Annotated in this window: 16 protein-coding genes; 11 read left to right on the top strand and 5 right to left on the bottom strand. The window is 64.0% G+C overall.

What is annotated here, in order from left to right:
- Positions 1 to 166: 166 nt before the first annotated feature.
- The 3 genes from PXJ20_RS02550 (at position 167) to PXJ20_RS02540 (ending at position 2902) form a co-directional block, all read left to right on the top strand.
- The gene (locus PXJ20_RS02550; protein ID WP_421030109.1) at positions 167 to 898 is read left to right on the top strand and encodes a glutamine amidotransferase; all 732 of its coding nucleotides are present in this window, start codon (positions 167 to 169) and stop codon (positions 896 to 898) included.
- Between the two features lie 150 nt (positions 899 to 1048).
- Positions 1049 to 2161 carry an NADH:flavin oxidoreductase/NADH oxidase gene (locus tag PXJ20_RS02545; protein WP_421030108.1) on the top strand — a complete coding sequence of 371 codons (1113 nt, stop codon included), beginning with the start codon at positions 1049 to 1051 and terminating at the stop codon, positions 2159 to 2161.
- Positions 2162 to 2398: 237 nt separating this feature from the next.
- Entirely contained in the window at positions 2399 to 2902 is a 504-nt protein-coding gene (locus PXJ20_RS02540) for an SET domain-containing protein (protein ID WP_017772272.1), read from the top strand.
- Positions 2903 to 2919: 17 nt separating this feature from the next.
- Here the strand turns inward: PXJ20_RS02540 and PXJ20_RS02535 are convergent, their stop codons facing one another.
- Complete coding sequence (locus PXJ20_RS02535) at positions 2920 to 4431, bottom strand: sensor histidine kinase (RefSeq protein WP_277597069.1); 1512 nt, start codon at positions 4429 to 4431, stop codon at positions 2920 to 2922.
- Between the two features lie 72 nt (positions 4432 to 4503).
- Positions 4504 to 5190, bottom strand: a complete 687-nt coding sequence (locus PXJ20_RS02530) for a response regulator transcription factor (RefSeq protein ID WP_017772270.1) — start codon at positions 5188 to 5190, stop codon at positions 4504 to 4506.
- Positions 5191 to 5301: 111 nt separating this feature from the next.
- On the opposite strand from PXJ20_RS02530, the gene PXJ20_RS02525 reads away from it, so the two are divergent.
- On the top strand, positions 5302 to 5532 hold the full coding sequence (locus tag PXJ20_RS02525) for a DUF3717 domain-containing protein (RefSeq protein ID WP_126878972.1): 231 nt from the start codon (positions 5302 to 5304) through the stop codon (positions 5530 to 5532).
- 83 nt (positions 5533 to 5615) lie between these two features.
- On the opposite strand, the gene PXJ20_RS02520 is transcribed toward PXJ20_RS02525, so the two are convergent.
- Positions 5616 to 5921, bottom strand: coding sequence for a 4a-hydroxytetrahydrobiopterin dehydratase (locus PXJ20_RS02520; RefSeq protein WP_126878973.1), 306 nt, complete (start codon positions 5919 to 5921; stop codon positions 5616 to 5618).
- A 182-nt stretch (positions 5922 to 6103) separates the two neighbouring features.
- Between PXJ20_RS02520 and PXJ20_RS02515 the strand changes: the two genes are divergently transcribed.
- Positions 6104 to 6595, top strand: a complete 492-nt coding sequence (locus PXJ20_RS02515; RefSeq protein ID WP_017772267.1) for an Lrp/AsnC family transcriptional regulator — start codon at positions 6104 to 6106, stop codon at positions 6593 to 6595.
- Positions 6596 to 6705: 110 nt separating this feature from the next.
- Here the strand turns inward: PXJ20_RS02515 and PXJ20_RS02510 are convergent, their stop codons facing one another.
- Entirely contained in the window at positions 6706 to 7260 is a 555-nt protein-coding gene (locus tag PXJ20_RS02510) for a class IV adenylate cyclase (RefSeq protein ID WP_017772266.1), read from the bottom strand.
- A 212-nt stretch (positions 7261 to 7472) separates the two neighbouring features.
- Positions 7473 to 8372: a LysR substrate-binding domain-containing protein gene (locus PXJ20_RS02505; RefSeq protein ID WP_421030107.1), complete on the bottom strand. Its 900-nt coding sequence runs from the start codon at positions 8370 to 8372 to the stop codon at positions 7473 to 7475.
- Positions 8373 to 8551: 179 nt separating this feature from the next.
- Here PXJ20_RS02505 and PXJ20_RS02500 point away from each other — a divergent pair, with 179 nt between their 5' ends.
- The 6 genes from PXJ20_RS02500 to PXJ20_RS02475 all read left to right on the top strand — a co-directional run bounded on the left by PXJ20_RS02500 (position 8552) and on the right by PXJ20_RS02475 (position 15349).
- Complete coding sequence (locus PXJ20_RS02500) at positions 8552 to 10273, top strand: GMC family oxidoreductase (RefSeq protein ID WP_421030106.1); 1722 nt, start codon at positions 8552 to 8554, stop codon at positions 10271 to 10273.
- A 241-nt stretch (positions 10274 to 10514) separates the two neighbouring features.
- Positions 10515 to 11294 carry an ABC transporter ATP-binding protein gene (locus PXJ20_RS02495; RefSeq protein WP_017772263.1) on the top strand — a complete coding sequence of 260 codons (780 nt, stop codon included), beginning with the start codon at positions 10515 to 10517 and terminating at the stop codon, positions 11292 to 11294.
- Positions 11291 to 12049: an ABC transporter ATP-binding protein gene (locus PXJ20_RS02490; protein ID WP_017772262.1), complete on the top strand. Its 759-nt coding sequence runs from the start codon at positions 11291 to 11293 to the stop codon at positions 12047 to 12049. The genes PXJ20_RS02495 and PXJ20_RS02490 overlap by 4 nt, the downstream gene beginning before the upstream one ends.
- A 91-nt stretch (positions 12050 to 12140) precedes the next feature.
- On the top strand, positions 12141 to 13358 hold the full coding sequence (locus tag PXJ20_RS02485) for an ABC transporter substrate-binding protein (protein WP_017772261.1): 1218 nt from the start codon (positions 12141 to 12143) through the stop codon (positions 13356 to 13358).
- 135 nt (positions 13359 to 13493) lie between these two features.
- Entirely contained in the window at positions 13494 to 14378 is an 885-nt protein-coding gene (locus PXJ20_RS02480) for a branched-chain amino acid ABC transporter permease (protein ID WP_421057408.1), read from the top strand.
- Positions 14378 to 15349, top strand: a complete 972-nt coding sequence (locus PXJ20_RS02475) for a branched-chain amino acid ABC transporter permease (protein WP_017772259.1) — start codon at positions 14378 to 14380, stop codon at positions 15347 to 15349. The genes PXJ20_RS02480 and PXJ20_RS02475 overlap by 1 nt, the downstream gene beginning before the upstream one ends.
- The last annotated feature ends 294 nt before the right edge of the window (positions 15350 to 15643 follow it).

Genomic DNA, 15643 nt, shown 5'->3' with positions numbered 1-15643 from the left:
CTCCGGAAACGGAACGGCCCGCCTGCGGCGCTTCCGCTGTTGCCCGGGGACGTGAACCGCAGTCCCTGCCAGGTGCGCCGCGCTTAGCGCGTGTTTTTGCCCATTCGAGGTCTGCGGTATTCCGCGTGGCCTGTGTGAAGCGTGAACGTGAAGCGGGGAAGCGGCGATGAATCGCGAAGTGTTGGCCGTACGCCATGTGTACTTCGAGGATCTGGGCAGTCTCGAACTCGTGCTTGGGGACCGCGGGCGTCTCGTACGCTATCTCGACGTGGGCTTTGCGCGCATCGAGGCGCCGAATCCCGTCACGTCGTCGTTGATGGTGATACTGGGCGGTCCGATCAACGCCTGCGACGACGCGCATTACCCCACGCTCACGCCGCTTGCCGCGATGGTCGAAAAGCGCATTGCTGCTGGACTGCCGACGCTCGGCATCTGTCTCGGCGCGCAGTTGATTGCGCGGGTGCTCGGCGCCCGGGTCTATCCGGCCGGCCGCGCCGAACTCGGCTGGACGCCGCTCACGCTCACCGACGCGGGCCGCGCCTCGCCGCTTCGTCATCTCGACGGCGCCCATACCTCGATGCTGCACTGGCACGGCGACACGTTCGACCTGCCGCAAGGCGCCACGCGGCTTGCCTCCACGCCGGCCTGTGAGAATCAGGCGTTCGTGTGGGGCGACCACGTGCTCGGTCTCCAATGCCACCCCGAAATTCGCACGGACCGGTTCGAGCCCTGGCTCGTCGGGTATGCCGGCGAACTCGCGTCACATGGCATCGACGTCAATCAGTTGCGTGCCGACACCGCGCGCTTCGGTCCGCGGCTCGAAGCGGCTGCGCGTCAGATGTTCGGCGAGTGGCTCGACCAGGTGGATGCCACGATGAGCGCCAAAGCAAAGGGTTGAAGCGAAGCCGCGGGGCGTGAGCAGACGTCGGCAAGAAAGGCAACGCGTTCACCTTCTTTTGGCCGCTGCGCGCCGCGTGCAGCCTGCCTGCACCGATAAAACCCGCATGCTATTCTCGACCGCTCCTGTCATCGTCTGACGAGAGAGTCCATGAGCGCGCTGTTCACCCCCATCACGCTGCGTGGCGTGACGCTTCCGAATCGCATCGTCGTTTCGCCGATGTGCCAATACTCCGCGGAACGTGGCGAAGCAACCGCCTGGCACATGATCCATCTCGGGCAACTGGCGCTCTCTGGCGCCGGCATGCTCTGCATCGAAGCGACCGCAGTCGAACCCGACGGACGCATCACGCCCGCCGATCTGGGCTTGTGGGACGACGCCACCGAAGCGGCCCTCAAGCCGGTGCTCGCGGCCATCCGCAAGCATTCGCCCATTCGCGTCGCGATGCAGCTGTCGCACGCCGGGCGCAAGGCATCGAGTCACGTGCCGTGGGAAGGCGGCCAGCTGATTCCGGTGGCTGAAGGCGGCTGGCAGCCGCACGCACCCTCGCCGGTTCCGCACAAGGACGGAGAAGCGTCGCCGCTCGCGCTCGATGCCGCGGGCCTCGCGCGCGTACGTGAGGCATTCGCGGCGGCGACGCGGCGTGCGGCCCGACTCGGTATCGACGCCATCGAAGTGCACGCTGCTCACGGTTATCTGCTGCACCAGTTCCTCTCGCCGCTCGCCAACCAGCGCACCGACGAATACGGCGGCTCGCGCGAAAACCGCATGCGCTTCCCGCTCGAAATCTTCGACATCGTGCGCGCGCAGTTTCCGGCCGACAGACCGGTTGGCGTGCGCGTGTCCGCAACCGACTGGGTGGACGGTGGCTGGTCGCTGGAAGACACGATCGCCTTTGCCCACGAGTTGAAGCGACGCGGCGCCGACTGGATCGATGTCTCCTCGGGCGGCGTCTCGCCGCTGCAGAAGATTCCGCTCGAACCCGGCTACCAGGTGCCGTTTGCGCGTGAGGTCAAGAAGGCGACGGGCCTTACGACCATTGCCGTCGGGCTGATCACCGATGCGCAGCATGCCAGTCGCCTTGTCGAAGAAGGCGACGCGGATCTCGTCGCCATGGCGCGCGCCATGCTCTACGATCCGCGCTGGCCGTGGCACGCGGCGGCACAATTGGGCGCCACCGTGCAGGCGCCGCCGCAATATTGGCGTTCGCAGCCGCGCGAGCAGAAGGCACTGTTCGGCGATATTTCGTTCGGCCAACGTTAGTCGCAGGTTGACCACCACGAGCCGCCCGCTATTTGGCAGGTTGAACGAATCCGTATCAAGCGTGTACGATGCCGTTTGTGGCGCGATGTGCGCTACAGCGGATGACGCGGCGCCTCGGGGGCGCCGCGTTTGCTATTCGCGCCTGAGAAATGCCGCGGCATATCGCGCGCCGGCAGCGGCTAACGCGAGGTTTGCCGCCGGAATGTTCACTTCCCGTTCTTCACAAGGATTCATTCAATGAGTTCACGCAGGTTCGCCGTGCGCCAGTCGGGTGTGCACGGCAAAGGGGTGTTCGCCCTCGAACCGATTGCAGCCGGCGAGCGCCTGATCGAATACAAGGGCGAACGGATCTCGTGGAAGGAAGCCCTGCGGCGTCATCCGCACAATCCGGCAGAACCGAATCACACGTTCTATTTCGCGCTGGAAAGCGGCGACGTGATCGACGGCAAGGTGAACGGCAACAGCGCACGCTGGATCAACCATTCGTGTGCGCCTAACTGCGAGGCCGAAGAGATCGACGGTCACGTCTACATCGAGGCACTGCGCGACATCGCCGCGGGCGAAGAGCTGTTCTACGACTACGGCCTTGTGATCGACGCGCGTCAGACGAAGAAGCTTCAGCGCGAATACGAATGCCGGTGCGGCGCCCGCAAGTGTCGCGGCACGATGCTCGCGCCGCCCGAGAAGACGAAGAAGGGCGGCAAGGGCGAGGGCAAGTCTGCAAAGAAGAAAAAGAAGTAAGGCAGCGGCCCCTGGAATTACATGTCGATCGGCGCCTGGTGCGCCGATTTTTTTGCCTCGGCACTGTGGTCGCTCGTGGCGCGCGTGCTTTCCGTAGCGGGCGCTTGCGGCGCCAGCGGCACACGAACGACGAAGCGTGCGCCGCCTTCCGGCGCGTCCTCGTAGTGCACGGTGCCCCGGTGCAACTTCATGATGTCGTGGACGATCGCGAGGCCGAGGCCCGCGCCGCCATCCACGCCGGAGTCGCTCTGACCGTCGCCGCGGAAGAAACGCTTGAACAGGTCGGCCTGCTGGGTTTTCGGTACGCCCGGTCCGTTGTCTTCCACGGCGATTTCGGCCATCGCCACGCCGTCGGTCTGCAGCTGCGTCACCGTCACGGTGATGCGTCCACCATCCAGACGCGCGGGCGGTGCGTACTTCAACGCGTTGTCGAGCAGGTTCGCCACCACCTCGTGCAACAGCACAGGGTTGCCGCGTACGAGTAGCGGATGATCGTTCGCCGGGTCGTCGAGTCGCTGGAAACCGAGGTCCACCTGCACGGCGAGAGCGCGCGGCACCCACTCGGCACCGGTTTCGAACGCGAGTGCGGCGAAATCGATATTGACGAAGCGCGCAGCCTGCTCGCCGGGCTCGGCGCGCGCAAGCGAAAGCAACTGGTTGGAGAGGCGCACGGCGCGGTCCGCCGCTGCGCGCAGCTCACGCACCGCAGCCTGCACCTGTTGCGGGTCGCGTGAGACAACGGCCTGCTCCGCATGCAGCTTCACGGCCGTGAGCGGCGTGCGCAATTGATGGGCGGCGTCGGCAATGAACTTGCGCTGTGCGTCGAGAGCGGTTTTGAGGCGACCGAGCAGCGCGTTGAGCGCGCCTGTGAGCGGTCGGATCTCAAGGGGTACGTAGGTTTCGTCGACGGGCTCGAGCGACGTATGCGTTTGCCGGTTCAGCGAATCGGCCAGATCGGTCAGCGGATTGAGCTGCTGGTTCACCACGCGCCAGACGATGGCCCAGCCCGCGAACAGCAACAGCAGCAGCGGCATCATGATCGCCACGAGAAACTCGGCGGCAATACGAAAGCGGTGACGCACCGGCTGACCCACTTCCACGACGATCGGATTGCCGTGCGGCTGTTCAACCCGCACCTGCGCGACGCGTACGCCAATGCCGTTGTGCTGCGTCTCGAAGACGTACGCGAAGTGCATGCGCGTAATGTTCGTGCCCCGCAGCGGCAGCGACGGGTCGCCGGCGATTTCCCTGGTGCCGTCGCTGATGCGGTACACGAGATGTTCCACCGGGTCGGAGAACATCGCCTGCGCGAGCGGCGGAACGGTGATGGGCGCGTCGCGGCCCGCAATCTGGATCTGTCTCGAAATAGCGGTCGCCAGGTCGGCGAGCGAGCGGTCCACGACGTGCTGCGTGTATTGCCACGCGAGCCAGTACGCGATGAGTCCGCTCATGAGCGCGAGCAGCGAGAGCGGCGCAGCGAGACGGCGCAGCAGCGTGCGCCTCAGACTGTTCGCGGCCGGGTGGGGCATGATCGGACCTGCCGAAAAAGATGATGTGCCGTGCGAACCGGTGATTCGGCTCGCACGGCCTTCGCGGCTTCGTTACGAAGCCTGGCGAATCTCCTGGAGGAGATAGCCGAAGCCGCGCACGGTCACGATTTCGACGCGGCAGTTTTCGAGCTTCTTGCGCACGCGGTGCACGTAGACCTCGATCGCGGTGTCGCCGAGGTCGCCGCCGAAATGCGTGAGGTGATCCTGCAACTGGGCCTTGCTGACCACGCGGCCGTGGCGCAGCAACAGCATTTCGAGCACGGCGAATTCGCGCGGCGAGAGTTCGAGCGGCTTGTCGTCGTTGAAGATGCGGCGGTCCACGCCCGACAGACGCACGCCGCCCAGCGACACTTCGGGGCGCGGCACGTCGCCGTGCGGACCGCTGCGGCGCATGACGGCACGAATGCGCGCTTCGAGTTCGGCGGGCTCGAAGGGCTTCAGCATGTAGTCGTCGGCGCCGGAATTCAGGCCCTGAACGCGATCGTTCAGTTCGTCGCGCGCCGTGAGCACGATCACGGGCGTGTGGCGATTGCTCTGACGGAAGCGCGAGAGCAGCGTCATGCCGTCGATGCCGGGCAGGCCCAGATCGAGAATCACGAGTTCGTGGCGGTTCTGTGTGAGCGCCTGTTCGGCGAAGATGCCATCGTGGACCATGTCGACCGTGAAGCCGGCTTGTTCGAGGCTACTCTGGATGCCGCGTGCGATAGGGCGGTCGTCTTCGATGAGAAGGAGTCGCATGGGATTCGCTCAATTACAATGGGTTAGCTTGTCAGGCACGCGGTTCGCCGGCGCGCGGATGCACAGGAAGCACGCTGGGTAGCGTGCGGTGCCCGGATGATCACGAGAGACATGTCCGAAATTACGATCAACGAACTGGAAGCCGCGATCAACTTTTGGCGCAGCCGTTCGCCTTCCTTTGGCGACGAGCTTACCTTGTGCAAGGAGGCAAGCGCGCTCTCCAAGCCGTATGCGCTGCTGATTGTACAGCGTCGGAACGCCGTATCGCTGGATGCGCTGGAGCCTTTGGCACGCGAAGCCTGGGAAACTTACGTTCGCCTTAATATTGGGCGCACGAACTGAAGGCCCAATGGCGGTTGTCCTGCAATATCCTTTCACCCGCGGCGTTTTTTGGCCTCCATTTGCGTTTCCCGCGGTCGCCTCGCTCAATCGGGCTGCGCGCCTTTCGCGATCGAATCGATGAACTTCGCCATGAGGATGTCGCGCTCGGTGATACCGCTCGCTTCGTGCGTGGATAACGTGATCTCCACCCGGTTGTAGACGTTGAACCATTCGGGGTGATGGTCCATCTCCTGGGCTTTGATGGCGACGCGCGTCATGAAGCCAAAGGCCTCGTTGAAGTCGGCGAAGCGCAATTTCCGCTGGATGGCGTCGCGGCCGGCCATGGCCTGCCAGCCGTCGAGTTGCGGGAACTGGCTGGCGCGTTCCTCGGAAGTGAGCTTGTGGATCATCGTGTCACCTCTCGTGGGTGGGTCGTGAGAGAAGCTGAGCGTCCGGCTATTTTTCCACGGATGCCCGCATGTCGCCGGACCGCCTTCCGTCTGCGTTCCGCTGCCGGTGCACTGCTCTGCGACGTCTTGCTGCTTTATGCAATACTCATGCGAAAAGCAGTCACGAAACGCGGAGAACGTTCATGCTTGAACTGGATCACTTCGATCTCGCGCTTCTCGAGGTCTTGCAACGCTATGGACGCGCCACCCATCAGCAACTCGGCGAGCAAATTCCGCTGTCGCCTTCGCAGATCGGGCGGCGGTTGCAGCGGCTCGAGGCGGTGGGTGTGATCGATGGTTATCGCGTCGTGCTGCGGCCCGAAAAGCTTGGCCTGGGCGTGACGGCGTTCACGAGCCTCAAGCTCAAGCACCACGGCGATTCGATCATCGAGCAGTTTCAGCAGCAGATCGACATGCTGCCCGAAGTGCTGGAATGCCACGCCGTAGTGGGCGAGGCCGACTATCTGCTGCGGATCGTGGCGCCCGACCTCAATGCGCTCTCCTCGTTCGTCATGAAGAAACTCATGCGCGTGCCGGGCGTGGACAGCGTGCGCTCGAACATCGTGCTTGCTACGTTCAAGCGCAACGGCCCGCTGCCGCTCGCGCACCTGGGGCCGGGACTTTCCGCGGCCTGAGCGCATGAAGCGCGAACGGCGCGACCCATCCGGGATCGGGAATCAAAGATCGGGATCGCTCCGGTGCGAACGTCATCGCGTTTTGCTGTGCCACGTGCCGCGCATCAGCATCAGGCGACGATGAGCGGCTCGCCCAACTCAGGTTTGTCGTCGGCCGCATTGAGCAGATCCACGTAAGCCACGGCCACGAGATCCGCTTCCGGCACGCCGAGCTTCGCGAATACCGCGTGCGCCTCCGCTTCGCCGCCTTCCTCGTCGTCGTCCGGTCCCAGCACCACTTCCAGTTCCACGAAATCGCCCAGTCCGTCCACGCGATCGAGATGAATGCGCGTGCGTCCCACCAGGTAGACGTGGCGTTCCTTCGTGACGATGCCGCGCGTCGTGAGTGCCGTTGCGAGCAGCGCGTGCATGGCCTCGGGATTGGTGACGGGGCTGCGCGTGTAGTACGACGCCTTGGGGCCGTCGCGATCGTCGCGCTGATAGAAGATCAGCTCGGCGGGCGTCCCGTCGTCGAACTGGCGCAGCTTGAGACGGCCGCGCGGCACGTCGTAGAAGAAGTCCTGCTGACGGAAGATGAGCGGTGCTTCGGGCGTCAACTGCGCAGCGCGCTCGCGCAACTGTTCGAAGTCACGGGCGCGGGCTTTGATCTCGATGTTGCGTGCCATGCTGAAGCTCCTGTCTGTCGATGAAACAGCAACGGCGCCGCTGGCCGTGCAAAGGCAACGCGGCGCCGCCGGAAAGAAACAGCCACCCTGGCGCGATGCAAGCCATCGATTCAAGCCAGGGACGGAAACGCGAACTCCGAATCTAGCAAAAACCGTGTGACCGTGGCGTTACGGCGCAAGTTCGTCACGTCGTCGTACGTCATGAGTGGCGCTCATATCGCCCATTGCGCCTCGATCAGCTTGAGCGCGGCCGCGATGGCGGGCTCCTCTGCACGTGCCGCAAGCGTGATGAAGGTGAGCTGCGTGGGCACGGTGATGCCTTCCACGATGGTCAGCGCGTGTGCGTGCGCCTCGGCGAGTGCCGTGGCGTCGCGCGCGAGCGAGAGGCCAACGCCCGATTTCACGAGGTCGAGCATGGAGGGCTCCTGGTCCACTTCGGCCACCTTCACCGGCGTGACGCCGGCTTCGGCGAAGCAGCGCGTGAGCAGCCGGTTATGCGCCGACGCGGGCGGCGTCCAGATCCACGGCAACGCGGCGAGGCCACGCCAGTCGTGGATACCGCGCACGCGGTCTTTCCAGCCTGCGGGCGCGAGCACCCGATATTGAAAGTGCGTGAGCGCGACGGCATGAAACGCGCTGCCGTCGCGCGGCTCGTCTTCGTCGGGCAGTCCGATGTAATAGCCGACGTCGAGCTCGCGCGAGCGCACCTGCTCCAGCACCCAGCCCGACATGCCGTGCCGCAGCGCGGTTTCGATCTGCGGCCATGTTTCCACGAGCGGTTTCAGGAAGCCGCCGAGCCGCAGGAATTCCGGGTCCAGGATCGTGCCGATGCGCAGCCTCCCGCGCACTTCGTGGCGCAGCGTGGCGGCCGCGCGCTGCACGTCGCCGGCCGCGGCGAGCGCGCGCTCCGCGTGCGGCAGCAGCGCCTGGCCGTCGCGCGTGAGTGCGAGCCCGTGCGACGTGCGCGTGAAGAGCGACACGCCGAGCGTCTCCTGAAGGTTCTTGATCTGCAGGCTCACGGCGGGCTGGGTGAGGTGCAGATGCACGGCGGCACGCGTGAGGTTGCCCTCGCGCGCCACGGTGACAAAGGCCCGGAGCAAGGTCAGGTCCATATTCCTGATATGAGTGCGCCTTATATGGCAGTTGAGCATAACTCATTGGATTGCCCCGCGGTTTCGCCGCTACGCTTGGCGAACCGTCGGCGATGCGAAGGTGGGACAGATACCCGCGCCATGCCGATTACGAAGGTGCGCCGCAGCAAAATGCAGCGCAACGGAGGAGACAACACACGATGGACCAGACCAAAGCGACGGCAGCAGGCCGCGGCGAGCCGCGCCGGCTCGAAGGCGAATTCGACTACGTGATCGTGGGCGCGGGCACCGCAGGCTGCGTGCTCGCCAACCGGCTTACGGAAGACCCCGACGTTTCCGTGCTGCTGCTCGAAGCCGGCGGTAAAGACGACTACCACTGGATTCACGTGCCGGTGGGCTACCTCTACTGCATCGGCAATCCGCGCACGGACTGGCTCTACAAGACGCAGGCCGAAGCGGGTCTCAATGGCCGGTCGCTTTCGTATCCGCGTGGCCGCGTGCTGGGTGGAAGCTCGTCGATCAACGGCATGATCTACATGCGCGGTCAGCGCGAAGACTACGACGAGTGGGCGCGCATCACGAACGACTCGTCATGGTCGTGGGATGCAGTGCTGCCCGTGTTTCGTCGCAGCGAGGACCATCACGGCGGCGCGAATACGTGGCACGGCGAAGGCGGCGAATGGCGCGTCGAACGGCAGCGCCTCAAGTGGAAGATTCTCGAAGCGTTCGCCGACGCCGCACAGCAAACCGGCATTCCCGCCACCGACGACTTCAATCGCGGCGACAACAGCGGCGTCGGCTACTTCGAGGTGAACCAGAAGCGTGGCATTCGCTGGAATGCATCGAAGGCGTTTCTGCGTCCCGCAATGAAGCGGCCCAATCTCACCATCATCACAGGTGCGCTCACCGAGCGTGTGGTGTTCGAGGGCAAGCGCTGCGTCGGCGTGGAATATCGCGGCGATGGCGTGAGCTACATAGCAAAGGCGCGTTGCGAAGTGGTGCTAAGTGCAGGTGCTGTGAACTCGCCGCCGTTGCTCGAACTGTCGGGCGTGGGTAACGGTGCGCGGCTGCAAGGGTTGGGTATCGATGTCGTGCACGATTTGCGCGGTGTGGGCGAGAACCTGCAGGACCATCTCCAGTTGCGTATGGCGTTTCGCGTGCAGCACGTGCGCACGCTCAACACGGCGTCGGCCCACTGGTGGGGCAAGCTGATGATCGGCATGCAGTACGCGCTGTTCCAGAGCGGCCCCATGTCGATGTCTCCGTCACAACTCGGTGCGTTCGCGAAGTCGGATCCATCCGATGGGTCGCTCACACGGCCCGATCTCGAATATCACGTGCAGCCTCTCTCGCTCGATCGTTTCGGTGAACCGCTGCATCGCTTCAACGCGTTCACGGCGTCGGTGTGCCATTTGCGGCCCACTTCGCGCGGCAGCATTCATATCGCCTCGCCCGATGCCGCCGTGGCACCGGCCATCGCGCCCAATTATCTTTCCACCGACTACGACCGCCATGTCGCGGTCAACGCGCTTCGACTCACGCGGCGTATCGCGGCCGCGCCCGCGCTCGCTCCATATCGTCCACACGAAATCCTGCCCGGTCTCGCGTATCAGACGGAAGAAGAATTGCAGGACGCCGCAGGCAACGTGGGCACCACGATCTTTCATCCGGTAGGCACCTGCCGCATGGGCACCGCCGACGATCCCGGCGCGGTAGTGGACAGCCGCTTGCGTGTGCGCGGCGTGGAAGGGCTGCGTGTGGTGGATGCATCGGTGATGCCCGTCATCACATCGGGCAACACCAATTCGCCCACGCTCATGATCGCGGAGCGCGCGAGCGACATGCTGCGCGCCGATCGTCGCGCGCGACTCGCGGGGCGGGATGAAAAGACGAGCGCAGGCGTGCCGATGTCCGTTGCATGACGACGCGGCAGCGCGCATTTCACGCGCGTGAAATACGCACGAGGCCCTAAGTGCAAATCCCTATGATTGCGCTGCATCATTGGCGAGACAATGGCGCCATGCCGCACGGTGCCCCACGCTGCCATCCGCAGCCCTGCACTGCGCCACGGCCGATACGGGGGTGCGGTCGTCATCACGCGTTCGCGCAATCCGGTGCGCGAAGTGTCTACAAGACTTCGCCTTAATTCGCATGGAAGAGGACATGATTCTCGGCGACACGATTCTGGAGACGCGCGGACTCACGAAGGAATTCAAGGGCTTCACGGCCGTCAACGGCGTGAACCTGCGCGTGCGTCGCGGCACGATTCATGCACTCATCGGCCCGAACGGCGCGGGCAAAACAACGTGCTTCAACCTGCTCACCAAATTCCTCGAACCCAGCGCGGGGCAGATCGTCTTCAACGGCATCGACATCACGCGTGAACGCCCCGCGCAGATCGCGCGGCGCGGCATCATCCGTTCGTTTCAGATTTCCGCGGTATTTCCGCATTTGACGGCATTGCAGAACGTGCGCGTGGGGTTGCAGCGCACGCTCGGCACCACGTTCCATTTCTGGCGGAGCGAACGCACGCTGCGCGAACTCGACGACCGCGCAATGGATCTGCTCGCGCAGGTCGGCCTGACCGATTTCGCCGATGTGCGCACGGTAGAACTTGCCTACGGTCGCAAGCGCGCTCTCGAAATTGCCACCACGCTCGCGATGGAACCTGAACTCATGTTGCTCGACGAGCCCACGCAAGGCATGGGACACGAGGACGTGGATCGTGTGACCGCGCTGATCAAAAAAGTATCGGCGGGCCGCACGATTCTGATGGTGGAACACAACATGAATGTGATTGCCGGCATCTCGGACACGATCACGGTCCTGCAACGCGGCGAGGTGCTCGCCGAGGGCGCTTACGCGGAGGTCTCGAAAAACCCGCTCGTGATGCAGGCCTACATGGGCAGCGCCGACGCAGCACTTGCGGGAGCACACGCATGAACACCGTGACCGAACGCGAGAACACAGAAGTGAGCGGCGCGGCCGAAAGCACGCCCGCGCTCGCCATTGCGGGCCTGCAAGCCTGGTACGGCGAATCGCACATCCTGCACGGCGTGGACCTCACCGTGGGACGCGGCGAAGTGGTGACGCTGCTCGGCCGCAACGGCGCGGGCCGCACTACCACGCTGCGCGCCATCATGGGCCTCACGGGTCGCCGCACCGGCTCCATCCAGATTGGTGGCCGCGAAACCATCGGCATGGCGACGCATCGCATCGCGCATTGCGGTGTGGGCTACTGCCCCGAAGAGCGCGGCATTTTTTCGAGCCTCTCGTGCGAAGAGAATCTGCTGTTGCCGCCGCCCGTGAGCCGGCATGCGCACACGATGTCGCTCGACGAGATCTACCAGATGTTTCCGAATCTCAAGGAGCGCCGGCAGAGCCAGGGCACGCGTCTCTCCGGCGGCGAGCAACAGATGCTCGCAGTGGCGCGCATCCTGCGCACGGGCGCGAATCTGCTGCTGCTCGACGAGATATCGGAGGGCTTGGCGCCAGTCATCGTGCAGACGCTTGCACGCATGATCGTCGCGCTCAAGGCGCGCGGTTACACCATCGTGATGGTCGAGCAGAACTTCCGGTTCGCGGCGCCGCTCGCGGACCGCTTCTACGTGATGGAGCATGGCCGCATCGTCGAGCATTTCGGCGCTGCCGAACTCGAAAGCAAGATGCCCGTGCTGCACGATCTGCTGGGCGTCTGAACCGAAACCCGCTTCACGGCGACACCCGCGTGCCGGGCGCGCCGCCTGATTGCCTCGCACAACCACAACGCAACGAATGAAGGAGACAGGAATGAAGAAGAACAGGACTCTCGCGCGCTTTACGTCGATCGGCATCGCAGCTGCGATGTGTGCCGCGTTCGCGGCCGGCAACGCGCGGGCAGCCGACGACGCGGTGAAGATCGGCTTCATTACGGACATGTCGGGACTCTATGCGGACATCGACGGCCAGGGGGGTCTCGAGGCCATCCGCATGGCGGTGGCCGACTTCGGCGGCAAGGTGAACGGCAAGCCGATTCAGGTGGTCTACGCGGACCATCAGAACAAGGCCGACATTGCGGCCTCGCGTGCGCGCGAATGGTTCGACCGCGACGGCGTAGACATGCTGATCGGCGGCACGAATTCGGCCACCGGGCTCTCGATGAACCAGGTCGCGGGCGAGAAGCACAAGGTGTACATCAGCATCGGCGCGGGCGCGGACACGCTCACCAACGAGCAATGCACGCCGTACACCATCCACTATGCGTACGACACGACGGCGCTAGCGAAAGGCACGGGCTCGGCCGTGACGAAGCAGGGCGGCAAGACGTGGTTCTTCCTCACGGCGGACTATGCGTTCGGCAAGGCGCTCGAAAAGAATACCGCCGACGTGGTGAAGGCCAACGGCGGCCAGGTGCTGGGCGACGTACGGCACCCGCTGTCGGCGTCGGACTTTTCGTCGTTCCTGTTGCAGGCGCAATCGTCGAAAGCGCAGATTCTGGGCCTCGCGAATGCGGGCGGCGACACGATCAACTCGATCAAGGCGGCCAAGGAGTTCGGCATCACCAAGACGATGAAGCTTGCGGCGCTGCTCATCTTCATCAACGACATCCACAGCCTCGGCCTCGAAACCACGCAAGGCCTTGTGTTGACCGACAGCTGGTACTGGAACAAGGACGCGGCTTCGCGCCAGTGGGCCCAGCGCTACTTCGACAAGATGAAGAAGATGCCGTCGAGCCTGCAGGCCGCCGACTACTCCGCCACGATGACGTATCTGAAGGCCGTGCAGGCCGTGGGCTCCACGGACTCGGACAAGGTGATGGCGCAGCTCAAGAAGCAGAAGATCGACGACTTCTACGCGAAGGGCTACGTGCGTCAGGACGGCAGCATGATCCACGACATGTACCTCATGCAGGTGAAAACGCCGGCTGAATCGAAAGAGCCGTGGGACTACTACAAGATCGTCGCCACCATTCCGGGCGAGCAGGCCTTCACGACGAAGCAGGAGACGCGCTGCGCGCTGTGGAAGTAACGCCCTGGCGTTTTGTCGGACCCGAAGGGTGTGACGCAGGGGTGTCAGGCATGCGGCACGCGGCGCGGCGCAAGAGAAGCCCGCGCCGCGCGCTGCTTGTGTGCATAACCGTTGTTGGCATTCATGGCGGCTTTCATGACGATCTTTGGCATTCCGTTGCCGGCGATGCTGAGCCAGTTGTTGCTCGGACTCGTGAACGGCTCGTTCTACGCGATCCTGAGCCTTGGCCTTGCTGTGATCTTCGGGCTGCTCAACGTGATCAACTTCGCCCACGGCGCGCTGTTCATGCTGGGAGCGATGCTCACGTGGATGGGGCTCGCGTATTTCCACGTGCCGTATTGGGCGATGCTCGTGCTCTCGCCGCTGCTGGTGGGCGTATTCGGCATGCTGATCGAGCGGTCCATGCTGCGCTGGCTCTACAAGCTCGATCATCTCTACGGGCTCTTGCTCACCTTCGGCCTCACGCTCGTGATCGAGGGCGTGTTCCGTTCCATCTACGGTTCGTCGGGCCAGCCGTACGACGTGCCGTCGGCGCTTTCGGGCGCGACCAACCTCGGCTTCATGTTCCTGCCGAACTATCGCGCATGGGTCGTGGTGGCTTCGCTTACGGTGTGTTTCGTGACGTGGTTCGTGATCGAGCGCACGCGGTTGGGTGCGTATCTGCGTGCGGGTACCGAGAACCCGAAGCTCGTGGAGGCTTTCGGCATCAACGTACCGATGATGGTCACGCTCACCTATGGCTTCGGCGTGGCGTTGGCCGCGTTTGCGGGTGTGCTCGCTGCGCCCGTGATCCAGGTTTCGCCGCTCATGGGGCAGCCCATGATCATCACCGTGTTCGCGGTGGTCGTGATCGGTGGCATGGGCTCGATCATGGGGTCCATCGTGACGGGTTTGCTGCTGGGCGTGATAGAAGGCTTCACGCGCGTGTTCTGGCCGGAAGCGTCGGCGACCGTGGTGTTCGTCATCATGGCGATCGTGTTGCTGGTTCGTCCCGCTGGCCTCTTCGGCAAGGAAAGATGATGCAGAGAAAAGCGCTTTATGTCCTGCTGCTCGTGGGCCTGATCGTGGCGCCGCTCGCGGGCGCTTATCCGGTCTTCGTAATGAAGGTGCTGTGCTTCGCGCTCTTTGCGGCGGCGTTCAATCTGTTGATCGGCTACACGGGGCTGCTTTCGTTTGGCCACGCGATGTTTCTCGCCAGCTCGGGTTACGTGGCGGGCTACGCGATCCAGTCGATCGGGCTCACGCCGGAACTCGGCGTGCTCGCGGGCGCCGCGGCGGCCACGCTGCTCGGGCTCGTGGTGGGGCTCTTTGCGATTCGCCGCCAGGGCATCTACTTCGCAATGGTCACGCTCGCGCTCGCGCAGATGGTCTATTTCGTGTTCCTTCAGGCACCGTTCACGCACGGCGAAGACGGCATGCAGGGCGTGCCGCGCGGCAAGCTGTTCGGGCTGCTCTCGCTGAGTTCAGACCTGGTGCTGTACTACGTGGTGCTCGTGGTGATGGTGCTCGCGTTTCTGCTGATCGTACGCATCGTGCATTCGCCGTTCGGGCAGATTCTGGTGGCCATCAAGGAGAACGAGCCGCGCGCCATTTCGCTCGGCTACGACACGGACCGCTTCAAGCTGCTCGCGTTCGTGCTCTCTGCGGGCATTGCAGGTCTGGCAGGCGCGTTGAAAGTGGTCGTACTCGGCTTCGAGACGCTCGACGACGCGTACTGGACCATGTCGGGGCTCGTCATCCTGATGACGCTCGTGGGCGGCATGGGCACGCTGTTCGGGCCATTGCTGGGCGCTGCGCTGATTGTCTCGCTGGGCGATCGGCTGGGCGAGATCGGCGGGGCGCTTGCGTCGGCGACAGGCGTCGACTGGTTCCGCTCGCTCGGTGAGTCGGCGACCATCGTCACGGGGCTCATCTTCATTGCGTGCGTGCTGGCATTCCGGCGCGGAATTGTCGGCGAGATCGTGGCGCGTGTGCGGCCCTTGCGGGCTTGAGCGATAGCCAATCTGGCGCTTGTGTGGGCTACGCGATTGCTTCGGTATCCCGACGTTTTTTCGCTGAACGTGCTGCGATGCTTCGCACCGGCAGAGCCGCACGTGCAACGTTGCGGTGTCAATGTGCCCCAATTGAGTGCCGCAGTGCACCACTAGGGTAAATGCTAGTTGTCCGCAAGGCGGGGCATCTTTAATCTTGCACCCAGTTCTGATGCACCGAATTTGCAGGTGGAGAACGAGGAGACATGAGGCACTCAGTGCCCAAACGGAAAGCGCTGTTGGATAGGAATCCAA

Origin of the sequence: Paraburkholderia sp. A1RI_3L (assembly GCF_048957895.1) — a bacterium.
GTDB lineage: Bacteria > Pseudomonadota > Gammaproteobacteria > Burkholderiales > Burkholderiaceae > Paraburkholderia > Paraburkholderia kururiensis.
This window is presented reverse-complemented; position numbering and strand designations above follow the sequence as displayed.